We start from the raw sequence: 17,187 nt of genomic DNA on the forward strand, positions 1-17,187 counted from the left end.
TCCGACTCGCTATTGGTGCACGCGCAATTTTTCACTTCCTGATGCGGAGCCTTTCCGCAGAAGTGCGAGAAGCAGCGATATCGCAGCAGGTGTCATACCGTCAACACGCGCAGCCTGGGCAATGTTCTCTGGACGTGCCTTTTCCAGCTTTTGTTTCAGTTCGTTGGAGAGACCGGACAAAGACTGAAAATCGAAATCATTGGGAATTTTTCTGTCTTCATCGCGCTTGATATCGACAATATCCGCGCTTTGGCGCTGCATATAGACAGCGTAACTCGCTTCTATTTCCAAAACCTCAGCGACCTTGGTATTAAGCGCCCGTAGTTCCGGCCAATGAGCGGTAAGAGTTTCCATTGTGATATCGGGGTAGGCGAGCATTTCATAAACCGAACGACGCTGACCGTCCTGGTTGAGTTTCAATCCCTGTTTAGCAGCCTGGGAGGGACTGATGGAAATGCTCTTCATCAGCTCGCGACCCCGATCCAGATCGGAGATAAAATCTGCGAAGCGTTTTTGGCGGTCATGCCCGATAATGCCGGCCATCTGACCAATAGGTGTAAGTCGCAGATCAGCGTTGTCAACGCGAAGTGAAAGCCGATATTCGGCTCTTGACGTAAACATGCGATAGGGTTCGCTGACACCCTTGGAGGTGAGATCGTCGATCATCACACCGATATAGGATTCGGTACGACTGAAATGGATAGGGTCTGCGTCGCCTGCATATAGCGACGCATTCAATCCGGCAACCAGACCCTGGGCACCTGCCTCTTCATAACCCGTCGTGCCATTGATCTGCCCTGCCAGGAACAATCCCGGAATTTTCCGGCATTCCAGAGAAGGCTTCAGCTCACGCGGATCGACATAGTCATATTCAATCGCGTAGCCGGGCTGAATGATGTTGACTTGCTCAAGGCCGGGGATGGTGCGGATAAACTGCTCCTGAACTGAGGCAGGAAGCGACGTCGAAATTCCATTTGGATAAATTGTGTGGTCATCAAGGCCTTCTGGTTCCAGAAATATCTGATGACCGTCCCGTTCACCGAAGCGTGTAATCTTGTCTTCAATCGACGGACAATAGCGCGGACCAACACCCTCGATCTGTCCCGAATACATCGCTGACAGATGAATATTATCCTGAATGATCTTGTGTCCGGCCGGCGTCGTTCGGGTTACGCCGCATTCGATCTGTGGATTGACAATGCGATCCGTCATAAAGGAGAACGGAACGGGATCTTCATCGGCCGCTTGCCGATCCACGCCTTCCCAATCGATCGTGCGACCATCAAGACGGGCAGGGGTGCCAGTCTTCAATCGCCCCATGGCAAGGCCGAGGCGGGCAAGTGTTTCGGAAAGACCGACAGACGGCTTTTCACCAACACGGCCTGCGGGAATCTTTTCGGAGCCGATATGAATAAGGCCGCGTAGAAAAGTGCCGCTCGTCAACACAACAGCACCACAAGGAATCCGGCTACCGTTTGCCATGATTACGGCGGAGACCTTATCATCCGCCATTTCAATATCGAAAGCATCACCCTCAATAATAGTCAGGTTTTCAATCGTATTGATTTCCCGCTGCATTGCCTCGCGATAAAGCCGCCGATCAGCCTGCGTGCGCGGCCCGCGGACGGCGGGGCCTTTTTTGCGATTGAGCATACGGAATTGAATTCCCGCTGCATCAGCAACCCGGCCCATCAAACCGTCCAGCGCATCTATTTCGCGGACCAGGTGTCCCTTACCGAGACCACCGATTGCCGGGTTACAGGACATCACCCCAATAGTCTCTCGCTTATGGGTAACGAGAGCGGTTTTAGCGCCACGTCGCGCAGCGGCCGCCGCAGCTTCGCTGCCGGCATGTCCACCACCGATAACAATGACATCAAATGACTGGTGCATATCTCCGCGCCTTATCCCAAATCATCGGCTTTGCCGTATTGGCCACCAATGTTTCACGTGAATCATTTTCCTATGCAGAATTCCGAGAAGATCACGCCTAGCAAATCTTCCACATCGACGCGGCCAGTAATGCGTCCAAGCGATGTTGCTGCGAGTCTCAAATATTCAGACCTTATCGCAAGGTCCATGGTCTCGGAATTGAGCGCATCACTAACATAGTTCAGCGTCTCTTCAAGTCGTTTTTTGTGCCGGGCGCGGGCAGGGACCAATGTCTGTGCAACACCAACCCTGCTTTCAATCTCTCGCTTGATCAATAGACGCAATTCGTCGAGACCGACGCCTTCCCTGGCGGAGATGGCGAGATCAAAAACAGCGTCAACTGTAGAAGAGGAAATCGCGGTTTTCGTCCGTAGATGCAAATGGCGAGCATTTTCCAGCGAAATGATCGATTGTTTCGGAGTCGAATCGTTATCTTGCAATACCAAAATAAAATCCGCGGTTTCCGCTGTCAGAACGGCCCGCCTTACGCCTTCCTTTTCGACCACATCCTGCGTCTCCCGAATTCCGGCCGTATCGAATATGCGGACCAGGTAACCGTCGAGATTAATATCGACGCTCAGCACGTCTCTGGTCGTACCAGCAATGTCAGTGACAATAGCAACGTCACGGCCGCTCAGAGCATTAAGAAGCGTGGACTTGCCAGCGTTAGGCTCCCCTACCAGCGCCACCTTGAACCCGTCACGAATAATCTCACTGCTTCCGCCGTTCTGGAGATGGCTGGTGATTTCGCTATGAAGTTGCATCATCGTGTCCCACACCTGCGCGGCAACTGAATCCGGCACATCTTCCTCGTCGCCGAAATCCAGCTCCGCCTCGATCAGGGCGCGAGCACGCGTCAACCGGCCTGCCCAGCCATCGTAGAGCGCTGACAGCTTACCAGTGCTCTGCTCAACCGCCAGCCGCCGCTGCATCTCCGTTTCAGCCTGCAGCAGATCCGCCAGACCTTCAATTTCGAGAAGATCCATCTTCCCGTTTTCAAACGCGCGGCGGGAGAACTCGCCGGCATCCGCCGGCCGAAATCCTTCGAGCAGTTCGAGCTCGGCAAAAATTGATGCGACAACCGCACGGCTGCCGTGGCTGTGGATTTCGATGCAGTTCTCACCCGTAAAGGAATTGGGTCCAGGGAAAACGACCATCAGCGCCTGGTCGATGATCTCATTGTTTCGGTTTCGATCGAACACAAAACCGCCTGCCGCGGTGCGGGAAGGTCACGACCGGTCAACGTCACAAAGGCTTCGAACGCGCCGGGCCCACTGATCCTGATAATTGCGACGCCGGCCGGCAATGCTCCACTGGAGAGCGCATAAATGGTATCGGCGGAAGCTGGCATCATTCACCTCGGTTAAAACAGTCAAGCCGCATCCGAATGAACGGATGCGGCTTTAAAGCTTTGTCGATGGGACCGGTAAAACTCCGGATCAGGTATTCATCGATTCGAAGAAATCCGAATTGGTCTTGGTCTGCTTCAACTTGTCGATCAGGAACTCGATGGCATCCATCGTTCCCATCGGCGCGAGAATGCGGCGAAGCACGAAAATCTTCTGGAGATCCTGACGCGGCACGAGCAGGTCTTCCTTACGTGTACCGGACTTGAGAATATCGAGCGCCGGGAAGATACGCTTGTCAGCGACCTTACGGTCAAGCACGATTTCCGAGTTACCCGTACCCTTGAATTCTTCAAAGATGACTTCGTCCATGCGGCTGCCGGTGTCGATCAGCGCGGTCGCGATAATCGTCAGCGAACCACCTTCTTCGATGTTACGTGCGGCACCGAAGAAACGCTTCGGCCGCTGCAGCGCGTTGGCATCCACACCACCGGTCAGGACCTTGCCGGAAGACGGAACGACCGTGTTATAAGCTCGGCCGAGGCGGGTGATGGAATCGAGCAGGATAACGACGTCGCGGCCATGTTCGACAAGGCGCTTCGCCTTTTCGATGACCATTTCGGCCACCTGGACGTGGCGTACAGCTGGTTCGTCGAAGGTTGACGACACCACCTCACCCTTGACCGAGCGCTGCATGTCGGTGACTTCTTCCGGACGTTCGTCGATCAGAAGCACGATCAGGTAACATTCCGGATGGTTAGCCGTGATGGAATGCGCGATGTTCTGCAAGAGAACAGTTTTACCGGTACGCGGCGGCGCGACGATCAATCCACGCTGGCCCTTGCCAAGTGGCGCGACCAGATCGATCACACGCGACGACAGATCCTTCGATGTCGGAAGCTCCAGCTCCATCTTGAACCGCTCATTCGGATAAAGCGGCGTCAGGTTATCGAAGTGAACCTTGTGACGGATCTTTTCAGGATCGTCAAAGTTGATCGTGTTGACCTTGAGAAGCGCGAAATAACGTTCGCCTTCCTTGGGTCCACGGATCGGCCCCTCGACAGTATCGCCGGTCTTCAGAGAGAAACGGCGAATTTGCGAGGGCGAAATGTAGATATCGTCCGGACCCGGCAGATAATTTGCATTTGCGGACCGTAGAAAACCGAAACCGTCCTGCAGGACTTCAACGACGCCTTCGCCGATAATTTCGATGTCCTGGCTCGCGAGAACCTTGAGGATTGCGAACATAAGCTCCTGCTTGCGCATGGTGCTCGCATTTTCAACTTCCAGGGATTCAGCAAAAGTTAGCAAGTCGGTAGGCGATTTGCTCTTAAGTTCCTGAAGCTTCATTTCAGCCATGAAGGAAAGACCGTTTGATAATGTAATGTCGGGGGAGGGCGTGTTCGCGAATCAGATGCTGAGGGAGAAGCCGCAGATGACTGAATAATTCACATGCCACGAGATGAGTGGTCCGAAAATAGCGATTGAATAGGGCTACTGCAAGAGGAAAGCACGAATTCCGCGAAATTTATCGTTGCGACCTCTTAACCGAAGGGTTTCACAACCACAAGTATGACTATGAGGATCATCAGTACCGTCGGAACCTCGTTCATCAACCGCCAGTGACGGGCAGGCCTGATATTTTCATCCCGGGCGAACCGTTTGGCACTGCGGGTGAAATAGACGTGGGCGATGGTTAGTAGCACCACCAGTGCGATTTTCGCATGTAGCCAGCCGCCGGAAAAACCATAAACCGACCATGCGAGATAAAGCCCCAATATCCAGCTGATCATCATCGCCGGGTTCATGATGACCTTGATCAACCGCTGTTCCATCACCTTGAAGGTTTCGGATTGCTGCGAACCGATAGGTGCATCGGTGTGGTAAATGAACAGGCGCGGCAGGTAAAAAATCGCCGCCATCCAGGAAATCACCGCGATGATATGAAGCGCCTTGATCCACAGATAGAGATCGGCCGGATCGGCGTAAAACAACAGCGCGACAAAAGCGGCAAAGACACCGAGCGCCATACCTGCGCGAAGGGCAGCCCTGTTTCCTGAGCGGGCGGAGGTCTGCTTCTCGCCGCTCATGCCCCGGCTCCGCCGGCACGCACCCGCTGCACCAGCCTTGCAACGTTTTCCGGATCGGCCTGCGGCGTGATGCCATGGCCGAGATTGAAGATCAGCGGTCCCTGTCCCAGAGCCTGCAGCACAGCGTCGATACCGTCCTCCAGAGCCTTGCCACCCGCCACCATCAGCATGGGGTCCAGATTGCCCTGTACCGGGCCTTCCTTCTGCAAGTCCCTTGCGAAACCGAGTGGCACCGACCAGTCGAGCCCGATGGCGTCTGCGCCCGTTTTGCGGCGATAATCCTTCAAAAGATAACCGGCCCCCTTGGCAAAGGCGATGATCTTCGCGGAGGGGCGGCGAGCGCGCACCGAAGCGATGATACGGGCGACCGGTTTTACCGCGTATTCCTCGAATTCCTTCTCGCCAAGCACCCCGGCCCAGGAATCGAAAATCTGCACCGCATCGGCCCCGGCATCAATCTGCGCCACAAGGTAGTCGGCGGAAACCTCAGCCAGCAAGGCAAGAAGCTTTTCCATGGCTGCCGGCTCCCGATAACCGAACAACCGCGCCGGCGCCTGATCAGGCGTTCCGTGGCCGGCAATCATGTAGGTTGCAACCGTCCAGGGCGCACCACAAAAACCGAGAAGCGTCGTCTCATCCGGTAAGGTCTGGCGCAAGCGTGAGACGGTTTCGAAAACGGGCGAAAGATGCGCAATGACATTGCTCGCATCCAGCCTGTCGATGCCATCCGCGTCGATCGGATCCATGGCCGGACCCTTTCCCTCGCTGAAGGAAACATTGCGATCAAGCCCATCCGGTATCACCAGAATATCGGAAAAGAGGATAGCTGCATCAAGACCGAACCGGCGAATGGGCTGAAGGGTCACTTCGGTTGCCAGTTCGGGATTATAACAGAGATCGAGGAAACTGCCGGCGTTCTTTCGCGTTTCCCTGTACTCCGGAAGGTAACGCCCTGCCTGCCGCATCAGCCATATGGGCGGAGGTGTGACCGTCTGCCCGTTCAACACCTTTAAAACCTTACGCTCGCTCATGCCACCCAACTTCCAAAAAATAAAATCTAAGAGATTTAAAAGATTTTCTATTTCTTAGAGTCGGTGAGTAGCAAGGATTAAAATCTTTCCAGTCGATATGCCGCAGTCGGGTGTAAGCGCCAAGACCTGAACACGGCATTTCATCGCTTCATCGCAATAAATGGGATAATAGATATTTATATAATAGTTTCAGCTATTTAAGTTCTATCCTCTGAAGCCGTTGCCTGTGGATCATCTGTGGACAGTTTTGAACAAGTTCAGAGTTTCCAGACAATTCACAGGCATGCCTGATAGCAAGGACGCCACTTGCGGATTGTGGAAAAAACCCACTTTATCCACGAGGCGGCTCGGCCCGCGGAATAATTCGGAAGTTTGTCCCGGTTTATCAACAGCGAGAGAAAAACAGCGTGGAGAACAAAAAAAGTTTCTTCCATTTGCACCTGATTTCGGACTCAACCGGAGAGACTCTCATGTCGGCCGGTCGTGCCGTCTCGGCGCAGTTCCACGCTTCGATGCCGGTGGAACATGTTTATCCGATGATCAGGAACCAGAAGCAGCTCGCCCAGGTGGTGGATCTGATCGACAAGGAACCGGGCATCGTTCTTTATACGATCGTGGATCAGCAGCTGGCCGAGTTCCTGGATTTGCGCTGTCACGCGATCGGGGTGCCCTGCGTCAACGTCCTCGAACCGATCATCGGCATTTTCCAGACCTATCTCGGCGCACCTTCGAGACGGCGGGTCGGGGCGCAGCACGCGCTGAACGCGGATTATTTCGCGCGGATCGAAGCGCTCAATTTTGCGATGGACCATGATGACGGGCAAATGCCGGAAAGCTATGACGAAGCCGATATCGTCATCATTGGGATCAGTCGAACGTCGAAAACACCGACAAGCATCTATCTCGCCAACAGAGGCATAAAGACCGCCAATATACCGGTCGTTCCAAACGTGCCGTTGCCGGAAAGCCTTTATGCCGCCACCCGTCCTTTGATCGTTGGTCTCGTCGCGACATCGGACCGCATATCGCAGGTACGTGAAAACCGGGAACTCGGCACGACCGGTGGATTTGACAGCGGGCGCTACACGGATCGCGCCACCATCATGGAAGAGCTGAAATATGCGCGTGCGCTCTGTGCCCGTAACAATTGGCCGCTGATCGACGTTACACGCCGCTCCATAGAGGAAACGGCCGCGGCAATCCTTGCCCTCCGCCCGAGGACACGATAATCCGGATCGCAACATTCGGAGCAGACAGTCGATGAAACAAGAGTTGATCCTCGCCTCGTCCAGCGCATCCCGTCAGATGTTGATGCGCAATGCGGGGCTGACATTTTCGGCAATCCCGGCGGATATTGACGAGCGCGCGCTCGACGAGCAGCTGGAAAAAAATGGCGCAAAGCCGGAAGAGGTTGCGTTGGAACTGGCCAAGGCCAAGGCGCTTGCGGTAAGTGCCCTGCATCCGCGAGCACTCGTTCTTGGATGCGACCAGACGATGGCGCTCGGTGCCCGGGTGTACCACAAGCCAAAAACCATGGCCGAAGCCGAAGGACATCTGCTCTCATTATCCGGCAAGGTTCATCGCCTGAACAGTGCAGCCGTTCTTGCCCGCGGGGGTGATGTCGTATGGCAGACGATCTCCAGTGCCGAGCTTTTGGTGCGAACTTTGAGCGCCGAATTCGTCTCCCGCCACCTGCAACGCGTGGGTGAAAAGGCCTTGAGCAGTGTCGGTGCCTATCAGCTCGAGGGCGAAGGAATCCAGCTATTTACTTCGATAGAGGGGGATTATTTCACCATTCTTGGCCTGCCGCTTCTGCCTCTCTTAATGAAACTGCGCGACATGGATGTCATCGATGGCTGATTCACGTGAAACATTAACTATAAACGCCTTCGTTGTCGGTTATCCGATCAAGCACTCCCGGTCACCGATCATCCATTCCTACTGGCTGAAGAAATTCGGGATACCCGGCTCCTATAAGGCCATTGAGGTTGCCCCCGATGACTTCCCCGATTTCATCACGGCACTAAAGGAACAGGGACCTGGTGCAGCGGTGGGTGGCAATGTCACCATCCCGCACAAGGAAGCGGCCTTTAAGTTGGCGGATAGTCCCGACGAGCTGGCGGAGGAACTGGGTGCAGCCAATACCGTCTGGATGGAAGAGGGCAGGCTGCATGCCACCAACACGGATGGCTATGGCTTCGTTTCCAATCTCGATGAGCGCCATCCCGGATGGGAGAAAACCGACCGGGCGGTGGTGTTCGGAGCCGGCGGTGCAAGCAGGGCCGTCGTTCAGTCGCTGCGGGACCGCGGCATTGCCGAAATCCATGTCCTGAACCGCACGGTCGAACGTGCCCGTGAAATGGCCGACCGTTTCGGTGCACGGGTTTTTTCTCATCCTCAGGGCGCGCTTCATGAAGTCATGCAGGACGCCGGGTTGTTTGTGAACACGACATCGCTGGGTATGGACGGAACGGAAGCGCCCGAGATTGATTTTTCGCCGCTCGCTGCAAGTGCTGTTGTAACCGATATCGTCTATGTGCCGTTGAGAACCCCCATCCTCCAGATGGCGCAGACGCAGGGTATTGCGACGGTCGATGGGCTTGGCATGCTCCTTCATCAGGCAAAACCCGGCTTTAAAAAATGGTTCGGCAAAACGCCGGAAGTTGATGACACTCTTCGTTGCCTCATCATTGAGGATATGGAGAAACATTGATGATCGTCATCGGTCTCACCGGCTCGATCGGAATGGGAAAAACGACCACGGCGAAACTGTTTGCCGCGGAAGGGATACCGGTTCTCGATTCTGATGCGGTTGTGCACGACCTCTATTCAGCAGAAGCCGTGCCGATGATCGAAGCCGCCTTTCCGGGCACGACCATTTCCGGCACGGTCGACCGTCTTGAACTCGGTAACATCCTCAGGGAGAATCCGGCTAATTTTAGCAAGCTGGAAGCAATCGTCCATCCGCTTGTTCGTGAAAGACAGGAAGCTTTTCTCCGTAAGGCGAGAGAGGAAAATCAAAATTTCGCCGTTCTCGATATCCCGCTGCTGTTTGAAACCGGCGCGGAAACGAGGGTCGATAAAGTAGTCGTTGTTAGTTGCGCGCCGGAAATACAGCGCCAGCGGGTTTTGTCCCGTCCCGGCATGACGGAAGAGAAATTCGAAATGATATTGGCCCGGCAGATGCCCGATGCCGAAAAGCGCCGGCGCGCCGATTTTATCATCGATAGCGGAAATGGTGTCGAAGCTGCGCGGGATCAGGTAAGAGAAATTCTGCAGAGACTAAGTGCCGGTTCGGGCAACGGAGAGAAAAATGCGTGAGATCATTTTCGATACGGAAACCACAGGCCTTGAATCGAAACTGGACCGCGTGATCGAAATCGGCGGAATCGAGCTCAACAATCATTTTCCGACCGGCCGCACATTGCATATTTATATCAACCCGGAAGATCGCAAGGTTCACCCGGACGCGCTTGCGGTGCATGGCATCACCGACGACTTCCTGAAAGACAAGCCGAAATTCGCCGAAGTCGTCGACGAAATCCGCGAATTTTTTGAAGGTGCCCGATGGGTGGCGCATAATGCGACATTTGACATGGGTTTTATCAATGCGGAATTTGCCCGCCTCGGCATTGCGCCGGTCTCATCTGAATTGGTGACGGATACGCTTTCGCTTGCACGCCGCAAGCACCCGATGGGTCCGAATTCCCTCGACGCACTTTGCCGGCGTTACGGGATCGACAACTCCCACCGCACCAAACACGGCGCGCTTCTCGACTCCGAACTGCTCGCCGAAGTCTACATAGAAATGATTGGTGGGCGCCAGACAGCGCTCGGTTTCGGTTCCGGCTCCAAACAGCAAGCGGTCACTATTGAGGATGATGATGTCCCGAATGAGCCGTTGCAAAGACCGCATCCTCTACCATCAAGACTGGATGCGGAGACCATCGCGGCGCACGGCAAGCTCGTTCTCGGCATGGGCGACAAGGCGATCTGGAACCGTTACCAGAATTAAGTGCGCCTGGCGCTTAGATGCGCCGTTGAAAAATGACGAGAACCGTCAAATAAAAAACCCGGGCGATGAACCCGGGTTTTGTTTTGTCTGAACTCTAAAAAGAGCGGCGTCGCGTGCAATTCAGTTCGGTACGGCCTGAACCTTGGCTCTGGCCTGTTCCTCGGCAACGCGCTGCGAAAACATCTGCGCGAAATCGATCGGATCGATCATCAGCGGCGGGAAGCCACCATTGCGGGTGACATCGGCGATGATCTGGCGTGCGAAGGGGAACAGCAGGCGCGGGCACTCGATAAACAGCACCGGCAGCATATGTTCCTGCGGGAAACCGGCAATGCGGAACACGCCGCCATAAACCAGCTCGGCAGCAAACAGAACCTTGTCGCCATCCTTGGCTTCGGCATTCAGCGTCAGCACAACGTCGAAATCCGAACCAGAAATCGGGTTTGCGTTGACATTGACATTGATGTTGATCGACGGCGCATTGTCACGAGCCTGAAGCGAACGAGGAGCACCCGGATTTTCGAAAGAAAGATCCTTGATGTACTGGGTAAGAATGTTGAGGGAAGGACTAACTGCGCCCTGTGCGCCATTTTCAGCGGTCATTACGTTTCCTCGCGGCGTGATTTCGTGGAAGGCGGTCTATCATTTCGACTTGAGCCTTACAACCCTCGTGCTCTCGCCTCTCTAACCCTTTGCCGTGCTTCAGGGTTTGGGCAGGTTGCGATCATCCGGCTTGTGGGACCAGGGAGAATCCTTGGGCCCTTCGCGGTGAAACTCCTCTTCGTCGAGGTCCACGACCTTGGAGCTACCCTTATTTCCCTGACCATTGCTGAACCCGGAAAAGTCACCGGGTTGCGGCCCGGTCTGGCCGCCGGGTTGACCCGACTGGCGAAAAGAACCGGCCACGACGACGCGGGGTCCGAGGATCTTCCAGAAAAAACGTCTCACCGTTTTCGACAAAAGCAGGAGACCGAGTATATCGGTGATGAAACCCGGGATGAACAGCAGGATGCCCGCCACGACGCGCATGGCGCCATTGACCAGCTCATCGGCAGGCTGGGCGCCGGTGCGCCCTGCGGCCTGAAGATTTCTCACCATGCCGATGCCGCCGAGCCGCAGGATCAGCAACCCCAGAAACGACGTGAACAGGACGAGCGCCAATGTCAGCCACAGGCCGATTGTCTTGCCGACGATGATGAAACCGGCAATTTCCAGGATTGGCATCATCAGGATGACAATGGGGAGAAAGGAAAAACGCATCTTCTAGCCTTGCGTGTGCATCTCTGGCAGATTGCCGGTCCCCGAGAACACCGATGATTGAATCTGCACATTTGAATGATGATAAGATGCAGACTATATGATGTTCAGGTTTTTGAATTTAAATGGCGGTTTTGGTAAAAGATGGGCTTTAGCGACTTTATCACATTGTTTTTTCTCGTTGCAGCGGTGCTGATCTTTCTTCAGCTGCGCAGCGTTCTTGGTCGCCGAACCGGCAATGAGAAGCCGCCATTCGACCCTTACACGCCGCGCGATGTCGCGAAAGGCCCCGTCACGGACGATAACAAGGTCGTGACCCTGCCCAAACGCTCTGAGGCGGAGGACGAAAACCGCTTTGCCGAGGCGGATGCTCTGGCACCCGTCGATACTGCCTTGAATACATCCCTGCGCGAGCTGATGACCAAGGACCCGACCTTCCGCCCCAAGGAATTCCTGAACGGCGCCCGCATGGCCTATGAGATGATCGTCATGGGTTTTGCCGATGGTGACCGCAAGACGTTGAAGAACCTTCTGTCGAAGGAAGTTTTCGACGGGTTCGAGGCGGCCATTTCCGAGCGGGAAAGTCGCGGCGAGGTGGTCAAGTCCACTTTCGTGGGAATAGAGAAGGCCGATATCACCCAGGCCGGTATCCGCGATTCCGAAGAGCAGATCACGCTCAGAATAGTCAGCCAGCTGATTTCGGCCACCTATGACAAGGATGGCAAGCTGGTGGACGGCGATCCCGATGCGGTTGCGGAAGTGGACGACATCTGGACCTTCTCGCGTGATGTCCGCTCGCGCGATCCCAACTGGAAGCTGATCGCCACTGAATCCGAGCAATGAACACGCCCTTTTCGTTCGAAGAAGTTTCTTTCGGTGATCTGCCGGGATGGCAGGAGGATGATCCGCGTAAGCTGTTTCCGGCGATGCGGACGATCCTGTCACATCTTCGGAATTCAAAACCCTACAGGACCGGCGCGCTGGGTCTCACCGCCGGCGAACTGGCCTCGCTTCTGGAACTGGCCGATGAGGAACAAGCGGATAGTCCCCAGCAGGCCCGCCGGTTTTTCGAGACGAATTGTGTGCCTTTCAAAATTTCACCACCCGGCGGAAAACGCGGTTTTGTAACTGCCTTTTATGAACCGGAGCTTGAGGTATCGTCAGTCCGCGACGATGTCTGGAAGTATCCGGTCTACCGCCGCCCACCGGAGCTGGTGGATATCGACGACGAAAATCGCCCGAGCGGTTTTGATCTGTCCTATGCTTTTGGTAGAGAGGGCGAGGACGGCATTTCCTATTTTCCCGATCGCCGCGCGATCGACGAAGGATATCTGCAGGGCAGGGGGCTTGAGATTGCCTGGGCGAGATCGAAGGTCGATCTGTTTTTCGTCCACGTTCAGGGTGCTGCCCGTCTTCTGTTTCCTGATGGAGAGGTGAAACGCATCACCTATGCCGCCAAGGCCGGGCATCCGTTCTCGCCGATCGGTCGGTTGCTTCTGGATCGTGGGGAACTGGATCCGAAAACGATCTCGATGCAGACAATTCGCAAATGGCTCGCCGACCATCCGGATGAGGTGGATGGGGTGCTATGGCATAATCGCTCCTATATTTTTTTCCGGGAGGCTGATGTTGCCGGCCTGGATATGGGACCGATCGCCGCCGCCAAGGTGCCGCTGGTCGCGGGGCGGGCGCTTGCGGTGGACAGGCTCATCCACACCTTCGGTTTTCCCTTCTTTATCCATGCGCCGTCATTGACCCACCTGGATAATGGCAAGCCCTTCGCGCGGTTGATGCTGGCGCTCGATACCGGCTCGGCCATCGTTGGCCCGGCACGCGGCGACATTTTCACCGGCTCGGGTTTCGAAGCCGGGGAACTTGCAGGCACGGTGCGCAACGACGCCGATTTCTATATGCTGCTGCCGCATGTTGCTGCGAAAAGGTATCGGCGATGAAGGGCAGTCGAAAGCTTGGCAAGGAAGAACGCATTCTGTGGGGTAAGGTCGCAAGAACAGCCAGACCCATCTCCGGCAGGCTGGAAGATTTGCTGGCTTTCGACGATATCGAGGAAGCCGCGGCGGAACCTGTCGTCCCGCAAACGGCAAACGCCGTCTTCCCAAGGATGCTCGCGGAGCCGGTGGACGTTTCGACCTTTACGCCGGACAAGAAGCCAAAAATTCATCAACCGATGGAAAAGCCGGTTAAGCGCAAGTTGACGCGCGGGCGGTTGCCGCTGGAAGGCCGTATCGATCTGCACGGCATGTTTCAGAGCGAAGCCCATGCGGTTCTGCTCGATTTTCTATTGCGGGCGCACGAACGGGGCCTCCGGCACGTGCTCGTCATAACCGGCAAGGGTCGCTCCATCGGCAGCGATGGTGCGCTGAAAAGGGCCGTGCCCATGTGGTTCGCCAAACCGGAATATCGTTATTTGATTTCATCCTATGAGGACGCATCCGCCAATCACGGCGGCGATGGCGCTCTCTATGTCCGGTTGGCGCGCCGCAAGGGTGAAAAATCATGACGCCCTTTGCAGAAGCCGTGCGGCTGCTTCGTGAGCGCAAGGGCGTGACACAGAAGGAGATGGCAGCGGCAATCGGCGTTTCCCCCGCTTATCTCTCGGCACTGGAGCACGGCAAACGCGGCAAACCGAGCTTCGATCTCCTCCAGCGCATCGCCGGATATTTCAACATCATCTGGGATGAGGCGGAGGAATTGTTCTTTCTCGCCGGCTCCTCCGACCCCAAGGTGGCGATCGACACGGTCGGTCTGCCGCCGCAATATACGGCTTTTGCCAATCGGCTGGCGCGGGATATTCGCAAGCTGCCGCTGAGTGTGATAGAGGAACTGTCAGCGGTGCTACAAAAAAGCCGTTCTTGCGATTGAAACCCCTCTATCCCCTGCTTTATGCAGCGTTCTGAGGCATGTGGCCTTTGGGATTGAGTGTAGAATTTCTATAGTCGTATGTCGGATTTGAGTGATTCGCGGGCTTCAGGCCTTCTCACTGAAAACTTGGCCAGGAAATTTTGGAAAGAGTACTTATGACCGAAACATCGTCAAGCGAAGTCGGCGCCAACACTGAATACGGAGCCGATTCGATCAAGGTCCTGAAGGGTCTTGATGCGGTGCGCAAACGGCCCGGCATGTATATCGGCGATACCGATGACGGCTCCGGTCTGCATCACATGGTCTACGAGGTGGTCGACAACGCCATCGACGAGGCGCTTGCGGGTCATGCCGATCTGGTGACGGTGACGCTCAACGCCGACGGTTCGGTGACGGTAACGGACAACGGACGCGGCATTCCGACTGATATCCATTCTTCCGAAGGCGTTTCCGCCGCGGAAGTCATCATGACGCAGCTTCATGCGGGCGGAAAATTCGACCAGAACTCCTACAAGGTTTCCGGCGGTCTGCATGGCGTGGGCGTTTCGGTCGTAAATGCGCTTTCGGTTTGGCTGAAGCTCAGAATCCGCCGCAATGGCAAGCTGCACGAAATCGGCTTCACCCATGGGGTTGCCGATGCTCCGCTCTCGGTCATTGGCGAATATGAAGGCCGCTCCGGCACGGAAGTCACCTTCCTGGCGAGCCCCGACACCTTCACCATGACGGATTATGATTTTGGTACGCTGGAGCATCGCCTGCGCGAACTGGCGTTTTTGAATTCCGGTGTTCGTATCGTGCTCACCGACAAGCGTCATTCTGATATCAAGCAGGAAGAGTTGCTCTACGATGGCGGTCTTGAAGCCTTCGTGCGTTATCTCGACCGGGCCAAGAAACCGCTGGTAGACAAGCCGGTGGCCATTCATGGCGAAAAGGACGGCATCACGGTTGAGGTCGCGCTCTGGTGGAACGACAGCTACCACGAAAATGTGCTCTGCTTCACCAACAACATTCCGCAGCGCGACGGCGGCACCCATATGGCTGGCTTCCGCGCGGCGCTCACGCGTCAGATGACATCCTATGCCGAGACTTCCGGCATCATGAAAAGGGAAAAGGTCAGCTTGCAGGGTGAGGACTGCCGCGAAGGACTGACTGCAATTCTTTCCGTCAAGGTTCCCGACCCCAAGTTTTCTTCGCAGACGAAGGACAAGCTCGTTTCGTCCGAAGTGCGCCCTGTCGTGGAAAGTCTCGTCAATGAGGCCCTGTCCACCTGGCTAGAGGAACATCCGTCCGACGCCAAGATTCTTGTCGGCAAGGTGGTGGAAGCGGCCATTGCCCGTGAAGCCGCCCGCAAGGCGCGCGAACTGACGCGCCGCAAGGGTGCGCTCGATATCGCCTCTCTGCCCGGCAAGCTCGCCGATTGTTCCGAACGCGATCCGGCGAAATCCGAACTCTTCCTCGTCGAGGGTGACTCCGCAGGCGGTTCGGCCAAGCAGGGCCGCTCGCGCGAAACGCAGGCCATCCTGCCGCTACGCGGTAAGATCCTGAACGTTGAGCGCGCCCGTTTCGACAAGATGCTGTCCAGCCAGGAAATAGGCACGCTGATTACCGCGCTCGGCACGTCGATCGGCAAGGACGAATTCAACGCAGACAAGCTGCGCTACCACAAGATCATCATCATGACGGATGCTGACGTTGATGGCGCCCACATTCGTACACTGCTGTTGACCTTCTTCTTCCGCCAGATGCCGGAACTGATCGAGCGTGGCCATCTCTATATCGCGCAGCCCCCGCTTTATAAGGTGACGCGCGGCAAATCCGTGCAGTATCTCAAGGATGAGAAGGCGCTGGAAGAATATCTGATCTCGATGGGCATCGAGGATACGTCGCTGACGCTCGGCTCCGGCGAAGTACGCATCGGCGCTGACCTTCGTGAGGTCATTCTCGATGCGGTGCGCATGCGCACGCTGATCGACGGTCTGCATTCCCGCTACAGCCGCTCCATCGTGGAACAGGCCGCCATTGCCGGCGCCCTGAACCCCGAGCTTTCGGCCGATGCTGCCCGTGCCCAGGAAACCGTTGCCGAAGTGGCCCGGCGTCTGGACATGATCGCGGAAGAAACCGAACGCGGCTGGTCCGGCATGGTGCTGGAAGATGGCGGCTTGCGCTTCGAGCGCATGGTACGCGGTGTCAAGGAAATCTCGACGCTCGATATGGGCCTGATCGGTTCGGTCGATGCCCGTCATATCGATCAGCTCGCGGCCCGCACGCGCGATATTTACGTCACTCCGCCGGTTCTGCAACGCAAGGACGGCACCATGGAACTGGCCGGACCGCGTGCGCTTCTGGATGCTATTTTCGCCGCTGGCCGCAAGGGTCTTTCCATGCAGCGTTACAAGGGTCTCGGTGAAATGAACGCCGAGCAGCTGTGGGAAACCACACTCGACGCCAATGTGCGTTCGCTGCTGCAGGTCAAGGTCAACGATGCGACGGATGCCGACGGCCTGTTTTCGCGCCTGATGGGTGATGAGGTGGAACCGCGCCGCGACTTCATTCAGGAAAATGCGCTCAGCGTTGCCAATCTCGACATTTAATCCTGTGGGACGTCTCGCGTGACGATTCACGTGAAACGAAACTTT

16 protein-coding genes and 1 pseudogene are annotated in these 17,187 nt (G+C 55.9%); 10 read left to right on the top strand and 7 right to left on the bottom strand.

The window, feature by feature from the left end; all coding sequences use genetic code 11:
* Positions 1-9: 9 nt before the first annotated feature.
* From mnmG to hemE, 5 genes and pseudogenes are all read right to left on the bottom strand, one after another.
* Positions 10-1,893 carry a tRNA uridine-5-carboxymethylaminomethyl(34) synthesis enzyme MnmG gene (mnmG, locus tag RBH71_RS26280; RefSeq protein ID WP_111800716.1) on the bottom strand — a complete coding sequence of 628 codons (1,884 nt, stop codon included), beginning with the start codon at positions 1,891-1,893 and terminating at the stop codon, positions 10-12.
* Positions 1,894-1,955: 62 nt separating this feature from the next.
* Positions 1,956-3,286: pseudogene (gene mnmE / locus RBH71_RS26285) on the bottom strand (tRNA uridine-5-carboxymethylaminomethyl(34) synthesis GTPase MnmE).
* An 85-nt stretch (positions 3,287-3,371) separates the two neighbouring features.
* On the bottom strand, positions 3,372-4,637 hold the full coding sequence (gene rho / locus RBH71_RS26290; protein ID WP_013637014.1) for a transcription termination factor Rho: 1,266 nt from the start codon (positions 4,635-4,637) through the stop codon (positions 3,372-3,374).
* Positions 4,638-4,822: 185 nt separating this feature from the next.
* On the bottom strand, positions 4,823-5,368 hold the full coding sequence (hemJ, locus tag RBH71_RS26295; RefSeq protein WP_003516373.1) for a protoporphyrinogen oxidase HemJ: 546 nt from the start codon (positions 5,366-5,368) through the stop codon (positions 4,823-4,825).
* Positions 5,365-6,399 carry a uroporphyrinogen decarboxylase gene (gene hemE, locus RBH71_RS26300; protein ID WP_111802466.1) on the bottom strand — a complete coding sequence of 345 codons (1,035 nt, stop codon included), beginning with the start codon at positions 6,397-6,399 and terminating at the stop codon, positions 5,365-5,367. The genes hemJ and hemE overlap by 4 nt, the downstream gene beginning before the upstream one ends.
* 407 nt (positions 6,400-6,806) lie before the next feature.
* Here hemE and RBH71_RS26305 point away from each other — a divergent pair, with 407 nt between their 5' ends.
* Genes RBH71_RS26305 through dnaQ form a run of 5 tightly spaced genes read left to right on the top strand, consistent with a single transcriptional unit; the run spans position 6,807 to position 10,414 of the window.
* Entirely contained in the window at positions 6,807-7,628 is an 822-nt protein-coding gene (locus RBH71_RS26305) for a pyruvate, water dikinase regulatory protein (RefSeq protein WP_003516369.1), read from the top strand.
* Between the two features lie 31 nt (positions 7,629-7,659).
* Positions 7,660-8,259 (top strand): Maf-like protein, encoded by a 600-nt coding sequence (locus RBH71_RS26310; RefSeq protein WP_003516368.1) that lies wholly within the window; start codon positions 7,660-7,662, stop codon positions 8,257-8,259.
* Positions 8,252-9,112, top strand: coding sequence for a shikimate dehydrogenase (locus RBH71_RS26315; RefSeq protein ID WP_003516366.1), 861 nt, complete (start codon positions 8,252-8,254; stop codon positions 9,110-9,112). The genes RBH71_RS26310 and RBH71_RS26315 overlap by 8 nt, the downstream gene beginning before the upstream one ends.
* Positions 9,112-9,720, top strand: a complete 609-nt coding sequence (gene coaE, locus RBH71_RS26320; RefSeq protein WP_003516365.1) for a dephospho-CoA kinase — start codon at positions 9,112-9,114, stop codon at positions 9,718-9,720. The genes RBH71_RS26315 and coaE overlap by 1 nt, the downstream gene beginning before the upstream one ends.
* A complete protein-coding gene (gene dnaQ / locus RBH71_RS26325) occupies positions 9,713-10,414 on the top strand; it encodes a DNA polymerase III subunit epsilon (RefSeq protein WP_003516361.1) in 702 nt (233 codons plus the stop codon). Before coaE ends, dnaQ begins: the two co-directional genes overlap by 8 nt.
* A gap of 120 nt (positions 10,415-10,534) precedes the next feature.
* On the opposite strand, the gene secB is transcribed toward dnaQ, so the two are convergent.
* Positions 10,535-11,017, bottom strand: coding sequence for a protein-export chaperone SecB (gene secB / locus RBH71_RS26330; protein WP_003516359.1), 483 nt, complete (start codon positions 11,015-11,017; stop codon positions 10,535-10,537).
* Positions 11,018-11,116: 99 nt separating this feature from the next.
* The gene (locus tag RBH71_RS26335; RefSeq protein ID WP_003516350.1) at positions 11,117-11,674 is read right to left on the bottom strand and encodes an FxsA family protein; all 558 of its coding nucleotides are present in this window, start codon (positions 11,672-11,674) and stop codon (positions 11,117-11,119) included.
* Positions 11,675-11,815: 141 nt separating this feature from the next.
* On the opposite strand from RBH71_RS26335, the gene RBH71_RS26340 reads away from it, so the two are divergent.
* From RBH71_RS26340 to gyrB, 5 genes are all read left to right on the top strand, one after another.
* Positions 11,816-12,514: a Tim44/TimA family putative adaptor protein gene (locus RBH71_RS26340; RefSeq protein ID WP_003516349.1), complete on the top strand. Its 699-nt coding sequence runs from the start codon at positions 11,816-11,818 to the stop codon at positions 12,512-12,514.
* Complete coding sequence (locus RBH71_RS26345) at positions 12,511-13,623, top strand: murein transglycosylase A (protein WP_003516348.1); 1,113 nt, start codon at positions 12,511-12,513, stop codon at positions 13,621-13,623. Before RBH71_RS26340 ends, RBH71_RS26345 begins: the two co-directional genes overlap by 4 nt.
* Positions 13,620-14,189, top strand: coding sequence for a Smr/MutS family protein (locus RBH71_RS26350; protein WP_003516347.1), 570 nt, complete (start codon positions 13,620-13,622; stop codon positions 14,187-14,189). Before RBH71_RS26345 ends, RBH71_RS26350 begins: the two co-directional genes overlap by 4 nt.
* Entirely contained in the window at positions 14,186-14,551 is a 366-nt protein-coding gene (locus RBH71_RS26355; protein WP_003516346.1) for a helix-turn-helix domain-containing protein, read from the top strand. Before RBH71_RS26350 ends, RBH71_RS26355 begins: the two co-directional genes overlap by 4 nt.
* Before the next feature lie 155 nt (positions 14,552-14,706).
* A complete protein-coding gene (gene gyrB, locus RBH71_RS26360) occupies positions 14,707-17,142 on the top strand; it encodes a DNA topoisomerase (ATP-hydrolyzing) subunit B (protein ID WP_003516345.1) in 2,436 nt (811 codons plus the stop codon).
* Positions 17,143-17,187: the final 45 nt, after the last annotated feature.

It is taken from the genome of Rhizobium sp. AN68 (assembly GCF_030758035.1).
In the GTDB taxonomy this organism is placed as follows: Bacteria; Pseudomonadota; Alphaproteobacteria; order Rhizobiales; family Rhizobiaceae; genus Agrobacterium; species Agrobacterium tumefaciens.